The following is a 23,403-nucleotide window of genomic DNA, read 5'->3' on the forward strand; positions in this document are numbered from 1 at the left end:
CAATTTCAGCCAAACGGAGGGGGATCGATGGCGAAACCGCATACAGTGCAAAGCGCGAGCAAGGCCCCATTGTCGGCCTGGCTTCTTACTCTTCTGCTGACCGGCTGTTACGTCCTGTCGGTCATCGACCGGAACATCATTTCCTTCGTCGCGGTCGATATCAAGCGTGATCTGGGGATCAGTGATCTTCAACTGGGCATGGTCCAAGGCTTTGCGTTCTCGATTTTTTATGCGGTTGCGGGCTTACCCCTCGGCTGGGCGATTGATCGCTTCCAGCGACGCCGGCTGCTTGCTGCGGCGCTGTTCGTGTGGAGCGGGATGACCATGCTCTGCGGTGCGGCGCAGAGCTTTCTGACGCTGGCCATCGGCAGGGTGGGCGTTGGCGCCGGCGAGGCCGCGCTGACGCCCGGCAGCTACTCGATGATGAGCGACGTCTTTGCCAAGTCACAGTTCGCCCGAGCATCTGCAATCTACTCTCTGGGACCGCCTCTGGCAGCGGCAGGGGCAGCCGGACTTTCAGGTTTCGTGCTGAGTCAGGCCGGTGCCGATGGTACTGTCACGCTGCCGTTCCTTGGCACGCTTCAGGGATGGCGGGCGCTATTCATCATCGCCGGTGCGCCGGGATTGGTCCTGGCGGCGATCCTGCTGCTGGTGAGCGAGCCGGCGCGGTCCCGGCCCGCAGCGGCTAAGGATGGCGGAGACAAGTTGCTGCGATTCCTGGCCATCAACTGGCGCACCCATGGCATGTTTTGCATCGCAGTCATGCTGTCTGTCCTGATCGGCACCAGCTATTCCGCTTGGGTTCCTGCGACGCTAGAGCGCACCTTCGGCTGGAACAAGGTAGAGATCAGCAAGCTACTGGCCGTCGTCGGGCTGGTCTGCGGCATTTCCGGCAGCTTCATTGGCGGGGTGCTGAGCTCTTGGCTCATCGCGCGGGATCGGGCGATTCACATTTTGTACATCGGGCTTGGCTGCGCCGTTGTGACGCTGATCTGCGGATTTGGCATATCTGGCGTCGCATCTTCGACTCTTTTCCTGATCACGCTTGCGCTTGCCGGTGTGATTCATCCGCTGGTGATGATGATATCTCCGACGTTTCTGCAGATCATCACGCCAGCCAATCTGCGCGGGCGAATGACTGCGGCTTTCTTGTTCATCAACATCGGTGTCGGCTCCGGCGCAGGGCCTACCCTCGTTGGATTTTTCAGTACCTACGTCTTTGGGGCGAAGGCTTTGCCGAGCGCGCTGGGAACCGTTTCCGCCGGAGCATCAGTTTTGGCGTTGGCTGCCTACTTCTACGTCATTCGCAAGATGCCCGCCTATTTCAGCAGCAATTTGGACACCAAATCGGGAGTGTAATCGATGCCACTCAAAAATCGCGTCGCGGCATGCCTGTTGGCTTCGGCATCCATCCTCTACGCCCAACCCGCGCTCGCCAACACGGTCTGTGATCTGGTGGTGTCGAAGGGCCGCGTGATGGACCCGGCATCAGGCCGCGATGAGGTCACAGATCTATGCGTCACAAATGGCAAGATTACTGCCATTGCTAAGTCTGGCTTGAGTGGAAAACGAACCATCAATGCGGCCGGCCATGTGGTTTCGCCTGGCTTTATCGATATACACGTTCATCTGACTGACGATTATTCTTTGAGTTACCTAGTACGTGATGGCGTTACGACGGCTCTGGAACTTGAGGGTGGCGCATATCCACTTAAGCCTTATTATGATCAACTTGCGCGCAGCGCTTACATGAATTATGGGGCTTCCGTTAGCTACGCTGGCGCGCGTTTGGCTGTCCAGACAGGCAGCACAGAGGGCGGTCGCAACCGCCCGGGCGCGGAAGCGCTTGGTCGCCAGTCGATCTCGGAAGAGCAGCAGGCTCAAGTCAACACGCTGATCGAGTCGGGTCTGAGCGAAGGAGGAATCGGTATCGGTCTGGGGATCGAGTACATTCGTGGAGCTGACCAGAGCGAGGTTTACCGACTGTTCAAGACTGCGGGGCGATCCAAGGCTATCGCCTTTGTTCACACTCGAGAGTTTACGTCTGCCGATCGTGGCAACATGTTGAATGCTGTTCTGGAAGTTATGGCAGATGCTGCCGCTACAGGTGCCGGCGTGCACATCTGCCACGTATCCAGTAAGGGACTGGGAGATACGCCGATCATTCTGGAGGCCATTCGGGACGCAAAGGCCCGCGGGCTCGATGTCAGCGTGGAAGTCCCTTCCTATGCGGATGCGGCAGGCGTTATCGGGTCCGGCCTGTTCGACGACGGTTGGCAGAAGCGGTGGAACGCGGACTACAGCTCTCTCGAACTGCCAAGCACGGGACAGCGGCTCACCAAAGAAGTGTTCGATGATTTGCGAGCCAATCGTCCGCAGACTCGGATCCAAAAACACATTACGCCCGAATGGACTGTGGATGCTGGCATGGCCGAGCCCGGTGTGATCATCGCTTCCGATGCGGTGAGGATGGATCCCGGGCTCAGTGGTGATCCCCGGGGGTCGGGCACGTTCTCCAGAACTCTTGGCCGTTACGTCCGTGAACGTAAGCTGCTGTCGCTGATGGATGCGATCCGCCGTATGGCGTTGCTTCCCGCCCAGCGTCTGGAACGTATGGCGCCGGCGATGGCGCGCAAGGGACGCCTGCAAGTGGGCGCCGATGCCGACATCACCATTTTCGATGCGGACAAGGTCATTGACCAAGGCACCGCACTAACGCCCGCTGTCGCGCCCCTCGGCATTCCGTTCGTCATCGTCAACGGCCAGGTCGTTGTTGATAACGGTCAGTTGGTCAGTGGTACGCGTCCAGGACGGCCGATCCTGGGAACACTGCGCCCAGTTCGATAAGCTCAGTTTGGGAACTGGCCAGCCGGAACAGAGCTGATCCGCTTCCAAACAAGAGGATGGTCCTGATCGCAGCTCGGGCCGCGCCAAGTTTTCATGTTGGTGAGACCATGCGGGCTGCTCTTCATGGTGTGCAGCAGGCCATTGGATTGTTCGATGAACAGGTGGAATGAGCCTAAGACCCTCAGAAATGATGCAAAAATGCCATGTTTGGGCGATACCGAAGATCGTACGGTGAAAAATATTGATCAATGAACAATAATGAGGCATTTGCCTCCGTGGTTGGCCGAAGGGCTTGGGCCGGTCATAGGGAGGAGATGTCAAATGCAATCCGACATAAGGAAACAAACCCGAGGGGCTCTGCCGGCACTGCTGGCAACTAGCGCACTGTGCCTCGCCTTTGCCGCGACCCCGGTGTCTGCGCAGGAGGCTCCCGTAGCGCCAGCCTCCGAAGACGCGACCGCTCCCGAAATTGTCGTTTCCGGTTCGCGCATTGCCAAGTCGGGCTTTGTGACTCCAACGCCTGTAACGGTCTTGGGGCAGGCCACCATCGAGCAGCGAGGTTCGGTCAACATTGCCGACTCGCTCAACGAGCTTCCCGCATTCCGGCCTTCGGCGACGCCGTCGGCAACGACTTCGAGCGTCTACACGACAGCCAACCTCGCTGACCTGAGAGGGCTTGGACCTTCGCGTACGCTCGTCCTAATCGACGGCCGTCGCGTGGTGCAGAGCAACATTGCCAACCAAGTAGACCTGAACCTTATCCCGATCTCGCTAGTAGGGCGGACCGATGTGGTCACCGGTGGCGCTTCTGCGGCTTATGGCTCGGACGCGGTCGCAGGTGCGGTGAACATCGTGCTCAAACGCCTCAACGGCTTCTCGGGTGAGCTGCAGGCTGGCATCAGCCAGTACGGCGACAACGCTCAACAGAAGATCTCGCTTGCCTATGGAGGCAGTTTTGACGGCGGTCGTGGCCACTTCAGCATCGCCGGCGAGTATGCGAACTCCGACGGTATCCGGTTCCAGAACTCGCGCCCGTGGTACAATGATGCGGCGGTTTACACCGCCACTGGCTCGACCACCCGAGTAATTGCCACTGGTGTGCGGGCATCGAACGCTACCTTCAACGGCCTGATCAATGCAGGTCCGCTGCGCGGGACCGAGTTCCAGCCCAATGGCGGAACCCGCACCTTCAACTATGGGACCAATGTGGGTTCCAGCTATATGATAGGCGGCGATGGCGTGAACGTCAGCGGGCTGCGTCCGCTGGCGTATCCGCTTGAGCGCTTCTCGGTCTTCATGAAGCCCGAGTACGAATTCTCGGATGCGGTGAAGGCGACGGGTGAGTTTTCCTTTGCACGCGTCGTGGGCGGCGGACCTTCGTTCGTGTTCCCGAACAACTCGCTGACGATCCGTTCCGATAACGCATTCCTCCCCGCCTCAGTCCGCACAGCGCTGGCTTCGGCAGGCGCGACGTCCTTCACGATGGGGCGGTACGTCCCCGAATTCGGCTTCTTCAACGCCGTTCTGAAGACTGAAACCTACCGCGCGCTGGGTGCACTTACCGGATCGCTTGGCGGCAGCTGGAAGTGGGATGCCTATTACCAATATGGCCAGAGCCGGCAGAACACCCGCACCACGGGCGTACAGATCGCAGCCAACCTGACCAACGCACTGGATGCCGTCGTCAATCCCGCCAACGGACAGATCGTCTGCCGCAGCACCTTGGCCAATCCGACCAACGGCTGCGTGCCCTTGAACCTGTTTGGCGCGGGTTCGCCAAGCGCTGCTGCGATCGCCTATGTCAACGGTAACGGCATAACTGCTGATCAGAAGATCCAGCAGCATGTTGTCGACGCGTCGATCCAGGGCGATCTGTTCAGCACCCCGGCAGGCGCAGTGACCTTGGTGGTCGGCGCCGAATACCGTCGTGACTCGGTCGTGCGGACGGCGGATGCCGTTTCGTCGGCGCTGGGCTTCAACACGGCAAACGTTGTTCCCATCCGCGGCAGCGTTTCGGTTCGTGAAGGCTTCGCCGAAGTGGCGGTTCCACTGCTGAAAGACCAGCCGTTCGCTTACAGCCTGGAACTGAATGCCGCCGGGCGCATTACCGACTACAGCTTAAGCGGTGCGGTCAAGACCTGGAAGGTAGGCGGCAGCTATGCCCCGACCCAGGACATCCGCTTCCGTGGAACCATGTCGCGCGATATCCGTGCGCCCAACCTGGGTGAACTGTTCGCCGCGACGACGTTTCAGTTCTTCACGGCCGTGGACCGTGCGCCCGGGCGCGTCGGCATCCAGACATTCTCGCAGCAACTGACGACCAGCAACACCAATCTGGTGCCGGAAAAGTCGCGGATGTTCACTTACGGGACCGTGATCACGCCGCGCTTCCTGCCGGGGCTGTCTCTGTCGGTCGATTACTACAACATCAAGATCCAGGATGCGATCGGCACGCTTGCGCCGCAGCAGATCATTGACCGGTGTTACCTCAATAACATCACCAGTCTCTGCTCGCTGGTCATCCGCGATGCAGCCGGTGCGATCTCCAGCGTGAACCGGACCCAGCTGAACCTCAGCTCGATCCGCACGAGCGGGATCGACATCGAGGCGCAGTACCGGATGAATGTGGGCGAGGGCAGCCTTACGCTCAGCTCGATCGCCAGCAACGTCCGCAACCTGCTGACCACGGACGGAATCCTGACCTCGCAGGAAGCCGGGGTCGTCGGACAGGATTTCGGTTCGAGCCCGAGCTGGCGTGTGACCAATTCGGTAAGCTATGACTCGCCGACCTGGCGTGGCTATATTCAGGGTCGCTATGTTGGCGGCGGTGTTTACACTAAGCAGCTGCCGGCGGATGGCCTGAACAATTACCGCGTGGGTGGCCAGTTCCTGGTCAACCTGTCGGCCGAGCGGAAAATCTCGTCTAAGTTCGGTGACTTCTCGCTGTTCGGCGTCATCAACAATGCCTTCAACAAGGCTCCGCCGCTGGTGCCGACCACCTTCGTCTTCTCGGCTTCGACCAACCAGACGCTCTACGACGTGTTCGGCCGGTCGTTCACTGTCGGGGTCCGCGTCCGCCGGTAAGGCGCACGCTATCTTTAAGGGAACGGGCAGGGCCGCTCAAGCGGGAGTGATGGTCATTCCCATCTGAGCGGCCTTTGTCGGGGATAGTCGCGGTAGGCCGGGTTGAGGTCGCGACGGACTCGATATCCGGATCATGGCGCCTCTGTTGCGTGCGATCAGCACCCAGCAGGGGCGCAGTTCATGTCAGGCAACCGCACAAGTCACGCTAGTGGCCTCGGCCCGAGTCGGCCTGGTTTGCAGACCGACATGTCCTCTCGGGCAGCCGATCAAACAAGGCAATGGACATGCATCATAATGCATGTTACTCCACGACTCGTAGGCTGTATATCGCAGTCCAACGCCTGTTCGGGAGAGCTGACAATGGCAGAACTAGACTCGCTGGTTGAGGAATCGCAGACCGTTCAGGGAGACGGTTACGTCGAAGTCAGCTATGATGATGCAATCCCGAACAACGTCGATCTTGGCTCCGACCGCCAGTTGCTGCGCGCTTTGGAGAAGTGGCATCCGGGTTACCTGGACTGGTGGCAGCAGATGGGCCCCGACGGGTTCCAGGACCTCGACGTCTACCTGCGCACCGCCGTTGGAGTTGATCCTGCCGGATGGGCCAAGTTTGGCTATGTGAAGATGCCCGAGTATCGCTGGGGCATCCTGCTCGCGCCCAAGCAAGAGGGGCGGACCATTTCTTTTGGCAAGCACAAGGGTGAGCCGGTCTGGCAAGAGGTGCCGGCAGAGTACCGGTCTCTGCTCCGCCGCCTGCTGGTCGTGCAGGCTGACACCGAACCGGCATCGGTCGAACAGCAGCGCTACCTGGGCAAGACGGCGCCGTCGCTCTACGACATGCGCAGCCTGTTCCAGGTCAATGTCGAAGAAGGTCGGCATCTCTGGGCGATCGTTTACCTGCTGGTGAAGTACTTCGGCCGCGATGGTCGAGAGGAAGCCCACGCCCTGCTTGAACGGCGTAGCGGACATCAGGACAACCCCCGGATCCTTGGAGCCTTCAACGAGGCCACGCCGGATTGGCTATCGTTCTTCATGTTCACCTACTTCACCGATCGTGACGGCAAGATGCAGTTGGCGGCCCTGGCCGAGAGCGGGTTTGATCCTCTGTCAAGAACGTGCCGCTTCATGCTGACCGAGGAAGCCCATCACATGTTCGTGGGCGAGACCGGGGTCGGCCGCACGATCGATGCAACCTTGGCCGCCATGAACAAGGCCGGGATCACCGATCCCTACGATGTCGATGCCATTCGGGCACTGGGCGTGGTCGATCTGCCAATGCTGCAACGCAAGGCCAACTTCCACATGTCGGTCACGCGTGACCTGTTCGGAAGCGAAATCTCCGGCAACGCCGCAGCCGCATTCAGCGCCGGCCTCAAGGGGCGCTACAACGAGGCGAAGCTGGAAGGCGACGACCACCAGTTGGAGAATGCAACTTATCCGGTGATCCGGGTGCTGGATGGCAAGCTGGTCGAAGAAGAGGTTCCCGCACTCCGCGCCATCAACTCCCGTCTGCTCGACGATTACATCAAGGATTGCCAAGGTGGGATCGATCGCTGGAACAAGGCGATCGAGAAGGCTGGCATCAATTTCCGGATCACCCAGCCGCACAAGGGCTTCAATCGCCGGATCGGCGAATTTGCCGAGCACCGTATTTCGCCGGCCGGCGAAATTGTCTCTGAAGAAGCATGGCTGGCCAGCATTGACCAGTGGCTGCCCACCGAGGACGACCTCATTTACCTGAACTCGCTGATGAAGCCGTGCCACGAGGCCGGCGCGTATGCCAGCTGGATCGCACCGCCGCGGATGGGGATCAATCAGCAGCCGGTCGATTACGAGTACGTGAAGATCGTCTGATCGGACCAGTAACTGAGCCGCGGCCCGGATCACGGTTGGTCCGGGCCGTACTTCGCCAAGGCAGGAACACAGGGGAACTGGCAAGATGGGCGACGTGGCAGTCCTCAAGCAGCACTTGATCGACCCCGAAATCTGCATCCGGTGCAACTCATGCGAAGCGGCTTGTCCTAGCGGGGCCATCACGCATGATGACAACAACTATGTTGTCAACGCCGGCGCTTGCGACTTCGGAATGAGCTGTTTGCCGGTCTGTCCGACCGGTGCGATCGACAACTGGCGTCTGGTGCCGTCCTCCCAGGCATATTCGATCGAGCAGCAGTTTGGCTGGACCGAACTCCCTGCCGAGTTGAGTCCCGAGTTGCTGGCCAGTCAGGGTGTTCCGGAGGAAATGCTGGCAGCACCGCCCGAGGCAACCAGTGCCGAAGCGGGTCCCACGCCTGCGTCAGCTGTCACGACGCGTCTCAATGCGCATGTTCCACCGTGGTCGGCCGCGCATCCTTACGTGAGCCTCTATGGACCGCGCGCTCGCGAGCCCTGGATCGAAGCCACAGTCGCCGGCAACGTTCGCGTCACGAATCGTGGAAGCGATTACGATACGCACCATGTTGTGCTGGACTTTGGTGCGCGGCCATTTCCGGTTCTCGAGGGTCAATCCATCGGCATTCTGCCGCCGGGAGCGGACGACAAGGGCCGTCCCCATCATGCGCGCCAATACTCCGTTGCCTCTGCCCGAACAGGTGAGCGGTCGGGGTTCAACAACCTTTCGCTGACGATCAAACGGGTACTCGAAGATCATCAGGGGCGACCGGTCCGGGGTGTGGCCTCGAACTACATGTGCGACCTGGAAGTTGGCGACAAGGTGCGCGTTACCGGTCCGTTCGGCGCGACCTTCCTCATGCCGAACCACCCTCGATCAAACATCGTGATGATCTGCACCGGAACCGGCAGCGCGCCGATGCGGGCGATGACCGAGTGGCGTCGGCGCTTGCACAAGTCTGGCCGGTTTGAGGGCGGCAAGCTCATGCTGTTCTTTGGCGCCAGAAGCCCTGAAGAGCTGCCCTACTTCGGCCCGCTCAAGAACCTTCCCAGGGATCTGCTCGACGTCAACCTCGCATTCTCCCGCGTTACGGGCCAGCCAAAGCGCTACGTTCAGGATGTCATGCGTGAACGCGCCGCCGATCTGGCACCCCTCTTGGGCTCCCCCGATACGGCGATATTCGTCTGCGGACTGCGCGGCATGGAGGAGGGCGTCATCGCCGCGTTGCGCGATATCGCGATCGCCAGCGGCCTGGACTGGGATGCACTCGGCACCGCACTCAGGGATGAGGGGCGGATCCATTTCGAAACCTACTGATCCCTACTGAGCGGGTTCCTGGCCTGTGGAGCCGGGCACCCGCCGCCTCGACTTCGCCTCTTCCTGCCGACTATAGTTCCTATGCCAACCGGGGCATGAATTATAACGCAGGCTGACGCAATGGCAGATACAAATCCGGACGGGTTTACGGGCGGCGAGGAGATCGGCCAGCAGCTGCGCTCGGCCAGGGCTCTGGTTGGTTTGACTCGCAAGCAACTGGCCGCTGCCTCTGGCGCGTCCGAGCGTTACCTTGCCACGCTCGAGGGCGGTTCAGGCAACCCTTCCGTGGGCATGCTGATCGCAATTGCCGATGCGCTCAATCTTGCTCCTGCTGAACTCCTCCCCATGGGCGGTGAGCGCGATGTCGTCACGGCGAAACTGGTGGGGCAGCTGCGCCGCTTGCCTGTGGATCGGGCGCAAGAGGTACTGGCGGCCTTGGGGAGACCCCAGGACATTCCGGCGCGAAAGGCTGGGCGGATATCGCTCATCGGGCTGCGCGGCGCGGGCAAATCAAGCCTGGGCCTAGCGCTTGCCGAACGGCTTCAGCTGCCATTCTTCGAAGTTTCGAAGGAGGTGGAGCGGCGTTACGGCGGATCGATCGGGATCATGATGGAAATCAACGGGCCGCAAGCACTGCGACGCTATGAGGCCGAGGTGCTGGACGAACTGCTGGAGCGGAATCCAGCTGCAGTGATCGCTGCGCCGGGAGCCATTGTCTCGTCGCCAGCCTTGTATGACCAGTTGCTTGGCTCGACCTGGTCAGTCTGGCTAGAGGCGACGCCCGAGGACCATATGCAACGGGTCGTAGACCAGGGCGATCTTCGTCCCATGTCTGGCAATCGCGCTGCCATGAACGACCTGAAGACCATCCTGGCGGCGAGGTCCGCCGAGTACGCTCGCGCCGACGTGAGGATCGACACATCGGCCCAGGATTTTGCCGCGACACTGAATCTCCTCGAGAAGGCGGTGCGCGCCCTGTTATGAACTATAGTGCTTGTTTGCTCCAATGACATGCTATATGATGCGTCTCGACACCGGGATCGAGGAGCGAATCTATGGCCACCCAGCTTGCCGAACAGTCGGCAACGGAGTTTTTCACGTACGATCAGACAGGGGAGTCTTATCGTCACTGGGTGGTTTCGATTGAGGGTCGTGTTGCCACGGTCGCGATGAATGTGGATCCCGACGGTGGTCTGCTCCCAGGATACAAGCTCAAGCTCAACAGCTACGACCTCGGGGTCGACATGGAGCTGCATGACATCGTGCAGCGCTTGCGGTTTGAGCATCCCGAAGTTGGCTGCGTGGTGCTGACAAGCGCGAACGACCGGGTCTTCTGCGCGGGCGCGAACATCACGATGCTTGGCCTTTCCAGCCACGCCTGGAAGGTCAACTTCTGCAAGTTCACCAACGAGACCCGGAACGGTCTGGAAGACAGCTCGCGAAGCGGCAGCCTCAAGTTCCTGGCCGCAGTGAATGGCACATGTGCGGGCGGCGGCTATGAGGTTGCGCTGGCTTGTGACGAGATCCTGCTGGTGGACGATCGCTCGTCGGCGGTCTCGCTCCCCGAGGTGCCTCTGCTGGCGGTGCTGCCCGGCACCGGCGGGCTGACCCGAGTGGTCGACAAGCGCAAGGTTCGCAAGGACTTGGCTGACGTTTTCTGCACCTCAGAAGAGGGCGTCCGTGGTGAGCGGGCGAAAGCCTGGAACCTGGTCGACGACATCGCTCCCAAGGGTCGCTGGACCGAGGCGGTGGCTGAGCGCGCTGCAGCCCTCGCAGCCAAGAGCAAGCGCCCGCAGGCTGCGACTGGCGTGAAGCTGACTCCGCTGGCCCGTGCTATCGACGCCGATGGCTATCACTACGATCACGTCGACGTGACCTTCGATCGTGCGCGCGGCTTCGTGACAATCACGGTGCGTGCTCCGATGGATGCTCCGCCGGCCGACCTCGCCGGCGTTCACGCCCAGGGCGTCGAATTCTGGCCGCTTGCCGTGGCGCGCCAATTGGATGATGCGATCCTGCTGCTGCGCACCAACGAGCCCGAGTTGGGGCTCTGGGTGCTCAAGGCCACGGGCGATGGCGCCAAAGTTCTGCCCTATGACAATGTCCTCCTGGCGCATCAGGATGACTGGTTCGTGCGAGAAGTGATCGGGATGCTGCGGCGGACCTTGTCGCGCCTCGATGTGTCCTCCCGCTCGATGTACGCGGTGATCGAACCGGGTTCGGCCTTTGCCGGGACCCTAGCCGAACTCGCCTTCGCGGCCGATCGCAGCTACATGCTGGATCTGGTCGACGGCGAGGGACCAAGCATTGTGCTCTCGCAGGCCAACTTCGAACTGTTCCCCATGTGCAACGATCTGGGGCGGCTGCAGTCTCGATTCCTGGGTGATCCTGCGGCAGTAGAGCGCGCAGCTGCCCTGATTGGCAAGTCCCTCGGTTCGGCCGAGGCGCTGGCGGCCGGTCTGGTGACCTTCACGCCTGATGACATTGACTGGGACGATGAGCTCCGGCTGGCGCTGGACGAGCGGGCCGGTTTGTCGCCGGATGCCTGCACAGGGATGGAAGCCTCTCTCCGCTTCGCTGGTCAGGAAACTGTCTGGTCCAAGGTGTTTGGCCGTCTCTCTGCCTGGCAGAACTGGATCTTCATCCGCCCCAACGCTGTCGGGGACGGAGGAGCGCTCAAGCTGTTCGGAACCGGCAAGCGCGCGGAGTTCGACAGGCGTCGCGTGTGATACCTGCCACAGCCCAGCGGGGTCTTCCGAGAATCTTGGAAGACCCCGCCGGGTTGTTCGGTGGCAGTGGCCTTACTTGCGAATAGCATCGTCGAGGGTTGCGGGGGGGGTATGCTCAACACAGCCAGCGCGCACACGGCCGATGGCCTCCCGGAGGCGCTGAACGCCGCCCAAGACCTGCTCGAACCCAACGTCCTGCGTCATCCCGACAAGGTTGCGATCGTCGATTCCCGTGGATCGTGCGCCTATGGCATCCTGTTCGACCGGGTCCAGCGCATGGCCGATGCTTTTGCCCGGCTAGGGGTGCGCCGCGATCAGCGGGTGCTCCTGAGCTTGCTCGATACGCGGGATTTCCCGAGCGTGTTCCTCGGGGCGATCTGGGCAGGGGTCATTCCGGTTCCGCTCAACACTCTGCTCACGACAGACGACTACCGCTGGATCTTGCATAACAGCGGTGCCGTGGCGGTGTTCGTCAGTGGCGATTTGGCCGAGAAGTGGGCGCCGGTTGCGGCAGAGGAGCCGCATGTCCGGTTTGTGTCCAGTGAAGGCGGCCCGTGGATTGACCTCGAGGCGCTGCTGGCCGGCGCCGAGCCGCAGCACGCCCCCGCCAGAACGCATCGCGATGACGTGGCGTTCTGGCTCTATACGTCGGGTTCGACCGGTCGTCCCAAGGGCGCGATGCACATCCACGCGTCGATGCGACTGGTAGCCAACCTCTATGGGCTCGGCACGGCGGGTATCGGCCCGGATGATGTGGTTCTGTCGATTGCCAAACAGTTCTTTGCCTATGGCTTGGGCAACTCGCTGATCTTTCCTTTGGCCGCGGGAGCCACGGTGGTCCTCGTCCGCGAACGAGCCTTTCCGGCAGAGATCAGCGCGGCACTCATCGTCCATCGCGTGTCGGTCCTGTTCGGAGTGCCAACCTTTTTTGCCAACTGGTTGGCCCATCCGGGGTGTCCGGACCGGGAACAGTTGCCCTCGCTGCGGCTGGCAACCTCTGCCGGCGAAGCCCTGCCAGTCCACCTTTGCAACGCCTTCCGCGATCGTTTCGGTGTCGACGTGATCGATGGGCTGGGTTCCACCGAGATGTTGCACATCTTCGTTTCGCAGCGGAACGGCGAGGTGCGAGCGGGGTGCACGGGCCGTGTGGTCGATGGTTACGAGGTGCGTCTCGTTGATGATCAGGAACGCACCGTCGAGCCCGGCGAGATGGGCAATCTCCAGGTCAAGGGACCAACGGCGGCGATCGGCTATTGGCGTAACCGGCAGAAGTCGGTGGGCACGTTTCGGGGGCTCTGGACCGTGACGGGCGACAACTATGTGATGGATGCCGAAGGTTGGCTGACCTACGCCGGACGGGCCGACGATATGCTGAAGGTCGGTGGCATCTATGTCTCGCCCATCGAGGTGGAGGAAGCGCTGGCCTCGCATCCGGATGTGCTGGAAGCAGCGGTGGTGGGCGATGTCGACGGCGATGATCTGGTCAAGCCGCGCGCCTATGTGGTGCTGCATGACGGCGCGGTGCCGGGCGAAGCGCTGATCGCAACGCTTCAGGCCTGGGCCAAGGCGCGGCTGGCTCCATTCAAGTATCCGCGGTGGATCGACTTTGTAGATGAGTTGCCCAAGACCGCGACCGGCAAGATTCAGCGGTTCCGTCTGCGGCGGGATCGGAGCGGTTGATGCCCTCTTTGCCGTGCGCCGGTGGTCACCGATCCTGACCGGGATCGATTGCCAGGCCATTGCCGGTCCAGGGCTGCCCCCTTTGTTGGTGCATTTCAAAACAGTGCAGTGCGAAAGGAAGACCTACGATGAACTCACGGCCGTCGACCCCCGACACCTTTGTTGAGCATCTTGCCGAAGCTACGCGGCTGATCGGCGACGCGATGCTCGACAAGAGCCTGGAAGCCCGTCTCGAGGCCGCCTTACCGGCGGACGGCGCATGGTTCGCGAAGGCAGAGGCCCTTTGCCGGCAAGGCGTGGCCGAGGGCTGGCTCTGCGGTCGTGAGGCCGGGGGCATCAAGTTCGGGCGGTGCGTTCCGGCCGGGGCTGGGCTTGGCCGCTTCTCTGTCGACGTTGTGGAGATGGATAATGTCGTTGGGCCGCACCACGCCCATCCGCAGGGCGAGATCGATCTGATTATCCCACTCGACGATGCTGCGGAATTCGACGGCAAGGGAGCCGGCTGGATGGTTTATGGTCCCGGCTCGGCCCATGCGCCGACTGTACGTCAGGGGAAGGCGCTGGTGCTCTACCTGCTGCCCGACGGGGCCATTGCCTTCACCCGCTGAGCGGGTGGATCACACACGCTCGAGCAGCAGCGCGATGCCCTGGCCGACGCCGACGCACATCGTCGTCAGGGCAAACCGGCCGCCGTTGCGCGTCAGTTCCTCCGTCGCGGTCAGCGCTAGTCGCGCCCCTGACATCCCCAGCGGATGGCCCAGCGCGATGGCCCCGCCGTTGGGGTTTACCCGCGCGTCATCGTCGGCGATGCCCAGCCCGCGCAGCACGGCGAGGCCCTGCGCGGCGAAGGCTTCATTGATCTCGATAACCGAGAGATCGTCGGTGCTTAGCCCGTGGCGAGCGAGCAGACGCTGAGTAGCCGGAACCGGCCCAATTCCCATAACCCGAGGAGGCACCCCGGCACTGGCCATGCCCAGCACGCGCGCGCGCGGGATCAAGCCATGGCGTCGAGCTGCATTTTCGGTCGCGATGATCATCGCGGCTGCGCCGTCATTGACCCCGCTGGCATTGCCCGCAGTGACGGTTCCGCCAGGCCGCACCACAGGCTTGAGGGCGGCAAGCGATTCCAAGCTGGTCCGACGGGGATGTTCGTCCCGCGCCACGATCAGCGGGTCACCCTTGCGTTGCGGGATCGTCACCTCGACGATCTCTGCGGCCAGGCGCCCGTTTTCCTGTGCGGCTGCCGCGCGCTCTTGGCTGCGCAGAGCGAAGGCATCCTGATCCTCCCGTGACACAGCGAACTCGGTTGCAACGTTCTCCGCCGTTTCGGGCATGGAATCGACGCCGTGGGCTGCCTTCATCGCTGGATTGACGAAGCGCCAGCCGATCGTGGTGTCGTGAATTTCTGCCTTTCGGGAAAAGGCGCTTTCGGCCTTGCCCATGACGAAAGGGGCGCGGCTCATGCTCTCGACCCCGCCGGCAATCATCATTTCCGCATCGCCCCCCCGGATCGCCCGGGCCGCGCTGCCCACAGCATCGAGCCCCGAGCCGCATAGACGATTGATCGTGGATCCGCCGACAGTGTCGGGCAGCCGTGCCAGCAAGGCAGCCATACGAGCGACGTTGCGATTGTCCTCCCCGGCCTGGTTTGCGCAGCCGAAGATCACATCATCCACAGCAGTCCAGTCCACCGCCGAGTTGCGCGCGACCAGCGCACGCAGCACGTGCGCAGCCAGATCATCGGTCCGTACGCCCGCAAGGGAACCTCCGTAGCGACCGATGGGGGTGCGCACAGCATCGCAGAGGAACGCTTCGGGCATGGAGGACTCGCTTGGCTAGCCTAAGGCACGTGCACTATATGACACGAAGACGCTTTGCAATGCCGTGTCACGCTTGCAATATGCTGCATTATAACACATTGAGCCTGAGGCGCGGGCGGTGCAGGAGGCATTCGGACATGGCGACTGTGGTGGACGCGAATGCCCGGGCAAGGCTTTCGATCGAGGGGCCGGTCGCCCGCCTGACACTGGTTCGTCATGCGCAAATGAATGCCTTTGACGGCGCCATGCACGAGGCAGTCCGTGCGCAGCTCGATGCGGTCGAGGCGACAAAGGACCTGCGAGTGCTCGTGCTTTCAGGAGAGGGGCGGGCATTCTCTACGGGGCAAGATCTCGGAGAGCGGGCCGGGGTCTTCGAGGCCGGCGGCCAGCCCGATCTGGGCGAGTCTCTGGAAACCCTTTACAACCCGCTCGTCCGCCGAATTTCGGCCCTGCCGATTCCTGTTATCGCAGCGGTCGGCGGGGTCGCCTTCGGTGCCGGAGCCGCCCTTGCAATCGCTTGCGACATCACGCTCGCGGCCAAATCAGCCAGATTCCAGTTTGGCTTCGTCAATGTCGGACTGGGGCCTGATTGCGGCACCAGTTGGACCCTGTCGCGACTGGTCGGGCCTCAGCGCGCGATGGATCTCGCACTCAGCGCACGCCCGATCAACGGCCTGGAAGCCGAGCGGATTGGACTCGTGGCGCGCTGCGTGGACGACGATCAACTGATGTCGGAGGCATCCGCCTTGGCGGCCCGGCTGGCTGCGCTTTCGGCTCCAGCGGTGCGCGCGATCAAGCAAGGCCTCCGGTCCGCGACCATGAGCTCGCTGGATGCCGCGCTAGATGCCGAGCGCGATGCCCAGCGCCTGCTCGGTCAGACTGCCGAGTATCGCGATGCCGTTCTGGGTTTCGTCAAGCGCAGCCGTGCCTAGCTTGCCAAAAAGGAAGAGAGCCATGTCCGACGTCATCGCACTTGCCAGCTATGCAGCAGATGTCTGGCTACCTGCCGGGGGCGGCACCGAGCTGGTGTCGGCCATCGATGGTTCGATTGTCGCTACGATGCCTGCCGAGGCCGAACCAACCGTGATGCTGGACTATGCCCGACGGGTTGGTGGCCCCGCGCTCCGCGCCATGACCTTCCAGCAGCGCGGCAAGATGCTGCGCGCGCTTGCCGATGCGCTGAGTGCCCGCAAGGACGAGCTCTACCAGCTGTCATTCCTGACCGGAGCAACGCGCGGTGACAACGCCTTCGACATCGATGGCGGGATAGGCACCCTGTTCGTCTACGCCTCGAAGGCCAAGGCGCTGCCGGATACGCATGTCATGCTGGATGGGGGACGGGAGGCGATCTCGAAGGGCAACTTCGCCGGCCAGCATATCCTGGCTCCGCTCAGCGGGGTCGCCGTGCATATCAATGCCTACAACTTTCCGGTCTGGGGCATGCTCGAAAAGCTGGCGCCGACCTTGCTTGCGGGGGTGCCTGCGATCGTTAAGCCAGCCACGACCGGCGCCTATCTGACCGCCGCCGCCTTCCGCATCATGATCGACAGCGGAGCACTTCCGCCAGGAGCTGTGCAGCTGCTGCTGGGGTCGACCGGTGATCTGATCAATCAGTTGGGCGGACAGGACAGCGTCGCCTTTACCGGTTCGGCCGCAACCGCTGCCAAGCTGAAGGCCAATCCCAATGTCATCGCCAATACGGTACGTTTCACGGCCGAGCAGGACAGTCTCAACGCCTCTGTGCTGGGACCAGAAGTCAGCATTGAGAGCCCCGAGTTCGACTTGTTCGTGAAGGAGGCCGTTCGCGAGATAACTCAGAAGGCCGGTCAAAAGTGCACGGCGATCCGCCGGATCATGGTGTCGCAAGCGCTGCTCGAACCGGTCCAGCAGGCAATCGTCGCCCGCCTGAGCAAGACGGCCGTGGGCGATCCGCGCGAGGAAACAACCCGCATGGGCGCGCTTGCCGGTTTGCCACAGCGCGACGATGTCGCGGACAACGTCGCCCGTCTCAGGGGTGAGGCTGAGGTGGTGACCGGGGGCGAGGCGCTCGACCTCGGTGGCTCGCTTGGCCAGGGGGCGTTCTTCGCGCCGACACTGTTGCGCTGCGACAATCCCGCAACAGCCGAGATGGTCCATGCGGTCGAGGCATTCGGACCGGTTTCCACCTTGATGCCATATGGCGATCTGGACGACGCGGTGGCGCTAGCCAATCGCGGTCTCGGTTCGCTTGCCATGTCGATCTTCAGCCATGATCCGGTGGCCGTCGCCGCGCTTGTTTCTGGAACTTCGGTCTTCCACGGCCGCATCATGGTCGTTGATCGCGACAGCGCCGCCGATGCCACCGGGCACGGTGCGGCCTTACCGCACCTGCAGCATGGCGGACCGGGCCGGGCCGGCGGCGGAGCCGAGCTGGGCGGAGTCATAGGCATGATGCCGTACCTGCAGAGGACCGCGCTGCAGGCAGCCCCGGCGACCCTCGATCTGCTGGCGGGGCTGTGATGACGCGGCAGGTCTCGTCCTGGCGCGTCGATGATGGCGTCGCCATCCTGATGCTCGACAATCCCCCGGTCAACGCGATCTCGGCTGCGGTCCGCAGCGCCCTGGTGGATGGCGTGGCGCGGGCGGGTGCAGATGACGCGGTGGCCGCGATCGTGGTGGCCTGTGCCGGCCGGACGTTCTTCGCGGGGGCGGATCTGCGTGAGTTCGGCAAGCCTTCCATTCCCCCGTTCCTGACCGAGGTGGTCGATGCCATCGAAGCCTGTCCCAAGCCGGTCGTCGCTGCGATTCACGGCAACGCGTTGGGCGGCGGACTGGAAATCGCGATGGCCTGCCACTACCGTGTGGTCGCGGCGGGCGGCCGGCTCGGCCTGCCCGAAGTGAAACTGGCCTTGATGCCAGGTGCGCGCGGCACTCAGCATCTGCCCCGGCTGGTCGGGGTCGAGAAGGCGCTTGAGATCATCGCTCTGGGCGATCCGGTCGGGGCCGAAGAGGCTGCGGCCATAGGCCTGGTTGACCTGGTGGCCCCGGGCGATCTGGTAGAGACGGCTGTCGCCTTCGCACGCGGCAAGATCGGAGAGACGCCGCGCCGCACTCGCGACCGGGTGGCGGCACCGGTTCCCGAGACCGTCTACGAAGCATTCGCGTTGAAGCATGCCCGCAAGTTCCGCGGGTTCGATGCGCCTCCCGCCATCATCGCCTCGATCCGCGCCGCCACCGAGCTGCCCTTTGCCGAGGGGGCAAAGCGTGAGCGCGAGATTTTCCTCAAGCTGCGCGAAGGCCCACAGAACGAGGCCATGCGCCACGTGTTCTTCGCTGAGCGTGAAGCGGCTAAGGTCCCCGGGCTGGACGGCGTCGAACCGCGCAGCATCGCGCAGGTGGGTGTTATCGGCGCCGGCACGATGGGCAGCGGCATCGCTATCGCCCTGCTGTCCGCAGGCTTGAATGTGGTCCTCTATGAGCGGGATACTGCCGCTCTCGAACGTGGTGCCACACGGGTCCGGGCCACGATCGAAGGCAATGTTCGCTCTGGCAGGTTGAGTCGCGACCGGGCTGACGAGGTCCTGTCGGCGTTCACCACCACGCTTGACCTTGATGCCTTGGCCGGAGCTGACTTGGCGATTGAGGCCGCATTCGAGACGATGGCCGTGAAGCAGGCGATCTTCGCCCAGCTGGACAAGACGATGCGGCCGGGTGCCGTGCTGGCCAGCAACACGTCCTACCTCGATTTGGATGAGATCGCAGCGGCTACCTCGCGGCCGGCCGACGTTGTCGGGCTGCACTTCTTCTCCCCGGCCAACATCATGAAGCTGCTGGAGGTCGTTCGGGGTGCCCAGACCGCTCCCGATGTGCTGGCGACGGCATTGGCCTTGGCCAAGCGGATCCACAAGGTTGCTGTGGTATCGGGCAATGCCTGGGGCTTTATCGGCAACCGGATGCTGGCCATCCGGCGGCGTGAGGCCGAAGCGATGGTGGTTGAAGGGGCATCGCCCGAACAGGTCGATCGCGTTTTGGAAGACTTCGGCTTTCCAATGGGTCCCTTCAGGGTTGCCGATCTGGCCGGGCTCGATCTGGGCTGGTCAGCCGAAACGTCGACCGGGTCGACCATCCGGGAATGCCTGAACGAGGCCGGCCGGCGCGGGCAGAAGGCCGGCAAGGGCTTTTTCGACTATGATGAGAATCGCAGGCCGGTGTCATCGCCCGAAGCCGAAGCGATCATCGCCCGGTTCGCCGCCGATCAGGGCATTGGCCGCAGGACACTGTCCGATCAGGAAGTACTGGACCGGCTGCTCTGGCCGATGGTGGATGAGGGCGCGCGCTTGCTGGGCGAGGGGATCGCCATGCGTGCATCCGATATCGATGTGGTCTGGCTGAACGGTTATGGCTGGCCGGCCTGGACAGGTGGGCCCATGTACCATGCCCGTCAGGTGGGAATTGCCGAAGTCTGCCGGCGGCTGGAAGTGCTCGGTCACAACCCGTCCGACGCGCTGCGCAGCCTGTGATCCTGCCTTTCGAGACAAGAGTAAAAGTTCGCTTCGGCGACGTCGATGCCGCTGGGATCGTGTTCTATCCCCGGTACTTCGAAATACTCAACACCGCGGTCGAGGATTGGTGCGAGCATGTTCTGGAGGTGGACTATCGCGCCATGCACGTGGTGCAGCGGTGGGGCATCCCGGTCGTCGATATCGCCGCAACCTTCGCGGCTCCGAGCCGGCTTGGCGACGACCTGATCGTCCGGATCATCCCGCAGTCACTGGGGCGCAGCAGCTGTCGGCTCGCGGCTGAGTTCTCGTGCCGGGGAGAGAAACGGCTGTCGATGACCCTGGTGGTGGTCTGTACCGATCTGACGAGGATGACGTCCATGCCCTGGCCCGAACACGTTCGCCCGCGGATCGAAGCCGGCCTGGCAGCCGGCGTCCCGGGGGGATCCCCGGACGAGGGAAGCGAAAAGGAACCAGGGCTATGATGCCAATTCGGTTGGTGGGGCGCAGTGGCCTGCGCAGCAGCGCAATTGCCTTGGGCACCATGACCTTCGGCGAAGCAAAGGCCTGGGGCACCACGGCTGACGAAGCCGAGGCGATCATGGCCGCCTATGTCGAACGCGGCGGGACGACCATCGACACGGCGCCTAACTATGCCGGAGGGACCAGCGAGGAGATTGTTGGGCGGTTCGCGCATGGACGGCGCGACGAACTGGTCCTGTCTACCAAATACACCGCGTCGGCATTGGCTCACCCCCTGGCCGGAGGCAACAGCCGGCGGTCGATGGTGGGGTCGGTTGAGGCCAGCCTAACCCGGCTCGGCACCGACCGCATCGATCTGCTGTGGCTCCATTTCTGGGATTGCACGACGCCCCTCGACGAGATCCTGCGGGCCGCTGATGATCTCTGCCGCGCCGGCAAGATCCTGTACTTCGGCCTTTCCGACACCCCTGCCTGGGTCGCGAGCCGCGCCGTGACCATGGCCGAGCTTACCCGTATCGTGCCGGTCGCTGCGCTGCAGATGGAATACAGCGTGGCCGTTCGCGATGTCGAGCACGAGCTGCTGCCCCTCGCTGCAGCCTGTGATCTGGGGGTGTTTTGCTGGGGCCCGCTAGCCGCAGGGGCCTTGGCACGGGGCGAAAGCCCTCAGCGACGCAAGGTTTCGTCGATCCCTGCGCAAATCACGCAAGTTGCAACTCGCCTTGGGGAACTGGCGGATCGCGAGCAGATCAGCGCACGTGCCCTGGCGTTGAGCTGGTTGACCCACTCTACACGCGCATCCTGTTTTCCGATCATCGGCGCTCGCACAGCCGGTCAATTGATCGCCACACTTGATGACCTGGTGAGCCCTCCTTCGGCCGATGCCCTCGCCGCGTGCGATGCCATTGCACCACCTGCCGCCTTGTTTCCGGAGCGACTGATCCAGTCGAGCTATTTGCGAAGGCTCGCCCTCGGTGCTCCGGACCGTTTCGTCTCACCGCTCTTTCCGCGAAATTGAAACCCATAGGTGATGCTGCCCATGCCCTCCGCCGAAGCACCCGCCCAGTCTATCGTGGAAGCAGCCAGCGTCATTGTATTCCGCCATCAACCAGGCGAGTTGCCCGAGCTGTTGATGGTGAAACGTTCGAAGTCCCTCTCGTTTGCCGCCAGTGCCGTCGTCTTTCCGGGCGGTAAGGTCACTCCTGCCGATCTTGCCCTTGCGAGTGGCGATGCCGAGCAGGGCGCGCGGATTGCAGCCGTACGGGAGACGCTTGAGGAAACTGGCCTCCTTTTGTGTGCCTACCCTCGCCCCACGGCAGAACAGGCAAAAGCAGCTCGTGCCATGCTGGCCAGGGACGAGGACATGGCGCCCGTGCTGGACCGATTTGGCTGGAGTCTTGAACTCGACAAGCTCACTGCCTTCGCGCGCTGGCTACCAGACTTCAAACCTGGTCGGATCTTCGACACTCGGTTCTACCTTTCAGACATAGGTTCAGGGGCGATCGACCTTGAGCCGGACCGAGAAGAGAATACTCAGCTATTCTGGATCTCGGCCCAATCAGCACTGGATGGTATCGCAACTGGCAAGATCCAGGCGATCTATCCCACTCGGCGCAATCTTGAGCGTCTGGCGCTGTTCGCTGATGTCAATGAAGCCTTTAGACACGCCATTGCCACTCCAGCGCAAATCATCCGCCCAAAAATTAGAAATGTAAACGGACAAGATATGCTGGTTATCCCCAGAGATTCAGGATATCCGATAAACATAGCCCCATTGTCTCAAATAAAATTGAGATAAAATAGAATTCTTTTCAGTATATTATGATTTCAAATAATTGAAATGATTATATAAAATTAAAAAATATGCTAAATTGAAATTTAATAGAAATAATTTTACGACATATTTAAGATAATTTAATGGTGTCAGGAGGGATATTTTGATGGCGATAACGCGTAGGGCTTTTGGTCGTTTGGCAGGAGCAGGTGCCGTTTCCTCCATCCTCGGAGCGGTTTCAGGAGGAGCACGGGCGAAAGAGGCTGGTGAACTCTCTTACGTCCACCCCGAGCTACGCCCCTTTGCCAAGCAGTTGATCCAATTGGTGGGTTCCATGCCCGAGCTTTCGGATGAGAGTTTGGCAGTCACTCGCCAAGCGATGGCGAGATGGGCTCAGCCCCCGCTCGCAAGCCCGGCGTGGACCAAGCGGACAATCCCCGGTTTGCCCGGCCAGCCACAAGTATCAATTCTGATTGTGAACAGCGACCCAGCCAAGCGGAGACCAGCAATCCTGCACACACACGGCGGCGGTTTTGTTAGTGGTACGGCGTTCAGCATGATCGCAGATCTACAGCGATTGGCCTTGGAGTTGGATTGCACCATCCTTACTGTCGATTACCGCCTTGCTCCTGAAGTTAACTTTCATGGATCAACGGCGGACAACTATGCCGCTCTGCAGTGGCTCTATGGTGAAGCTTCATCCCTGGGAGTGGACGCTGGACGCATAGCTGTAATGGGGGAAAGTGCTGGCGGTGGCCATGCTGCTCTGCTTGCACTCAAGGCGCGTGATCTTGGGCGGATCCCGCTGATCGCCCAAGTACTGATTTATCCTATGCTAGACGATCGTACTGGAATTACTAATAACCCGCCGTCCCCGATCGGAACCATCGTTTGGAACTCGACGAAGAACCGGTTTGGTTGGCAGGCATTCCTCGGGATGGCTCCAGGTACAGAAAGGTCGCCGACCGAAGCTGTTCCAGCTCGCCGCGATGATCTTGCCGGGCTGCCGCCAACATTCATTGGCGTTGGCGCGATTGACTTGTTCGTCGACGAGGACATTTCCTACGCAAGACGCCTGATCGCTGCGGGCGTTCCGACACAACTAGAGGTTGTGCCCGGTGCCTTCCATGGCTTTGATGCGATCGGGGCAGAGACTCAGGTGGCCAAGGACTTTACAGCAGCCAAGGTGGCCGCATTACGCAGGGCATTTGCATAAATGCCATCAATCTTGAGTTTACAGCTGCTGTAACTGACGGGCTCGCGGTTCGGGTCCATAAAATTGGTAAAGTCAAAAAATTGCGCC

17 protein-coding genes are annotated in these 23,403 nt (G+C 61.9%); 16 read left to right on the forward strand and 1 reads right to left on the reverse strand.

From position 1 onward, the window contains the following. Positions 1-27 precede the first annotated feature (27 nt). From H7F53_RS09085 to H7F53_RS09125, 9 genes are all read left to right on the forward strand, one after another. Positions 28-1,359, forward strand: a complete 1,332-nt coding sequence (locus H7F53_RS09085; protein WP_185679156.1) for an MFS transporter — start codon at positions 28-30, stop codon at positions 1,357-1,359. Between the two features lie 3 nt (positions 1,360-1,362). Continuing rightward, positions 1,363-2,847 carry an amidohydrolase family protein gene (locus tag H7F53_RS09090; protein WP_185679157.1) on the forward strand — a complete coding sequence of 495 codons (1,485 nt, stop codon included), beginning with the start codon at positions 1,363-1,365 and terminating at the stop codon, positions 2,845-2,847. Between the two features lie 321 nt (positions 2,848-3,168). Next, positions 3,169-5,931 carry a TonB-dependent receptor plug domain-containing protein gene (locus H7F53_RS09095; protein ID WP_185679158.1) on the forward strand — a complete coding sequence of 921 codons (2,763 nt, stop codon included), beginning with the start codon at positions 3,169-3,171 and terminating at the stop codon, positions 5,929-5,931. Positions 5,932-6,291: 360 nt separating this feature from the next. Next, a complete protein-coding gene (boxB, locus tag H7F53_RS09100; protein ID WP_185679159.1) occupies positions 6,292-7,785 on the forward strand; it encodes a benzoyl-CoA 2,3-epoxidase subunit BoxB in 1,494 nt (497 codons plus the stop codon). An 85-nt stretch (positions 7,786-7,870) separates the two neighbouring features. After that, positions 7,871-9,139: a benzoyl-CoA 2,3-epoxidase subunit BoxA gene (gene boxA / locus H7F53_RS09105; protein ID WP_185679160.1), complete on the forward strand. Its 1,269-nt coding sequence runs from the start codon at positions 7,871-7,873 to the stop codon at positions 9,137-9,139. 120 nt (positions 9,140-9,259) lie between these two features. Continuing rightward, positions 9,260-10,123 (forward strand): shikimate kinase, encoded by an 864-nt coding sequence (locus tag H7F53_RS09110; protein ID WP_185679161.1) that lies wholly within the window; start codon positions 9,260-9,262, stop codon positions 10,121-10,123. Between the two features lie 71 nt (positions 10,124-10,194). Then, positions 10,195-11,868, forward strand: a complete 1,674-nt coding sequence (gene boxC, locus H7F53_RS09115; RefSeq protein ID WP_185679162.1) for a 2,3-epoxybenzoyl-CoA dihydrolase — start codon at positions 10,195-10,197, stop codon at positions 11,866-11,868. A gap of 111 nt (positions 11,869-11,979) precedes the next feature. Then, entirely contained in the window at positions 11,980-13,548 is a 1,569-nt protein-coding gene (locus H7F53_RS09120; RefSeq protein WP_185679163.1) for a benzoate-CoA ligase family protein, read from the forward strand. 128 nt (positions 13,549-13,676) lie between these two features. Beyond that, a complete protein-coding gene (locus H7F53_RS09125) occupies positions 13,677-14,156 on the forward strand; it encodes a 4-hydroxylaminobenzoate lyase (protein WP_185679164.1) in 480 nt (159 codons plus the stop codon). Positions 14,157-14,165: 9 nt separating this feature from the next. Here the strand turns inward: H7F53_RS09125 and pcaF are convergent, their stop codons facing one another. After that, positions 14,166-15,368 (reverse strand): 3-oxoadipyl-CoA thiolase, encoded by a 1,203-nt coding sequence (pcaF, locus tag H7F53_RS09130; protein WP_185679165.1) that lies wholly within the window; start codon positions 15,366-15,368, stop codon positions 14,166-14,168. 137 nt (positions 15,369-15,505) lie between these two features. On the opposite strand from pcaF, the gene H7F53_RS09135 reads away from it, so the two are divergent. The 7 genes from H7F53_RS09135 to H7F53_RS09165 all read left to right on the forward strand — a co-directional run bounded on the left by H7F53_RS09135 (position 15,506) and on the right by H7F53_RS09165 (position 23,316). Then, positions 15,506-16,300 (forward strand): enoyl-CoA hydratase-related protein, encoded by a 795-nt coding sequence (locus H7F53_RS09135; RefSeq protein WP_185679166.1) that lies wholly within the window; start codon positions 15,506-15,508, stop codon positions 16,298-16,300. Further along, a complete protein-coding gene (gene paaZ, locus H7F53_RS09140; RefSeq protein WP_185679167.1) occupies positions 16,263-17,867 on the forward strand; it encodes a phenylacetic acid degradation bifunctional protein PaaZ in 1,605 nt (534 codons plus the stop codon). Before H7F53_RS09135 ends, paaZ begins: the two co-directional genes overlap by 38 nt. Then, the gene (locus tag H7F53_RS09145; protein ID WP_185679168.1) at positions 17,867-19,867 is read left to right on the forward strand and encodes a 3-hydroxyacyl-CoA dehydrogenase NAD-binding domain-containing protein; all 2,001 of its coding nucleotides are present in this window, start codon (positions 17,867-17,869) and stop codon (positions 19,865-19,867) included. The genes paaZ and H7F53_RS09145 overlap by 1 nt, the downstream gene beginning before the upstream one ends. Next, positions 19,864-20,331, forward strand: coding sequence for an acyl-CoA thioesterase (locus H7F53_RS09150; RefSeq protein WP_343061997.1), 468 nt, complete (start codon positions 19,864-19,866; stop codon positions 20,329-20,331). Before H7F53_RS09145 ends, H7F53_RS09150 begins: the two co-directional genes overlap by 4 nt. Next, positions 20,331-21,344 carry an aldo/keto reductase gene (locus H7F53_RS09155; RefSeq protein WP_281384769.1) on the forward strand — a complete coding sequence of 338 codons (1,014 nt, stop codon included), beginning with the start codon at positions 20,331-20,333 and terminating at the stop codon, positions 21,342-21,344. The genes H7F53_RS09150 and H7F53_RS09155 overlap by 1 nt, the downstream gene beginning before the upstream one ends. A gap of 12 nt (positions 21,345-21,356) precedes the next feature. Beyond that, on the forward strand, positions 21,357-22,124 hold the full coding sequence (locus H7F53_RS09160) for an NUDIX hydrolase (RefSeq protein ID WP_185679224.1): 768 nt from the start codon (positions 21,357-21,359) through the stop codon (positions 22,122-22,124). 142 nt (positions 22,125-22,266) lie between these two features. Beyond that, positions 22,267-23,316: an alpha/beta hydrolase gene (locus H7F53_RS09165; protein ID WP_185679170.1), complete on the forward strand. Its 1,050-nt coding sequence runs from the start codon at positions 22,267-22,269 to the stop codon at positions 23,314-23,316. Positions 23,317-23,403 lie beyond the last annotated feature (87 nt).

This window comes from Novosphingobium piscinae (assembly GCF_014230355.1).
In the GTDB taxonomy this organism is placed as follows: domain Bacteria; phylum Pseudomonadota; class Alphaproteobacteria; order Sphingomonadales; family Sphingomonadaceae; genus Novosphingobium; species Novosphingobium piscinae.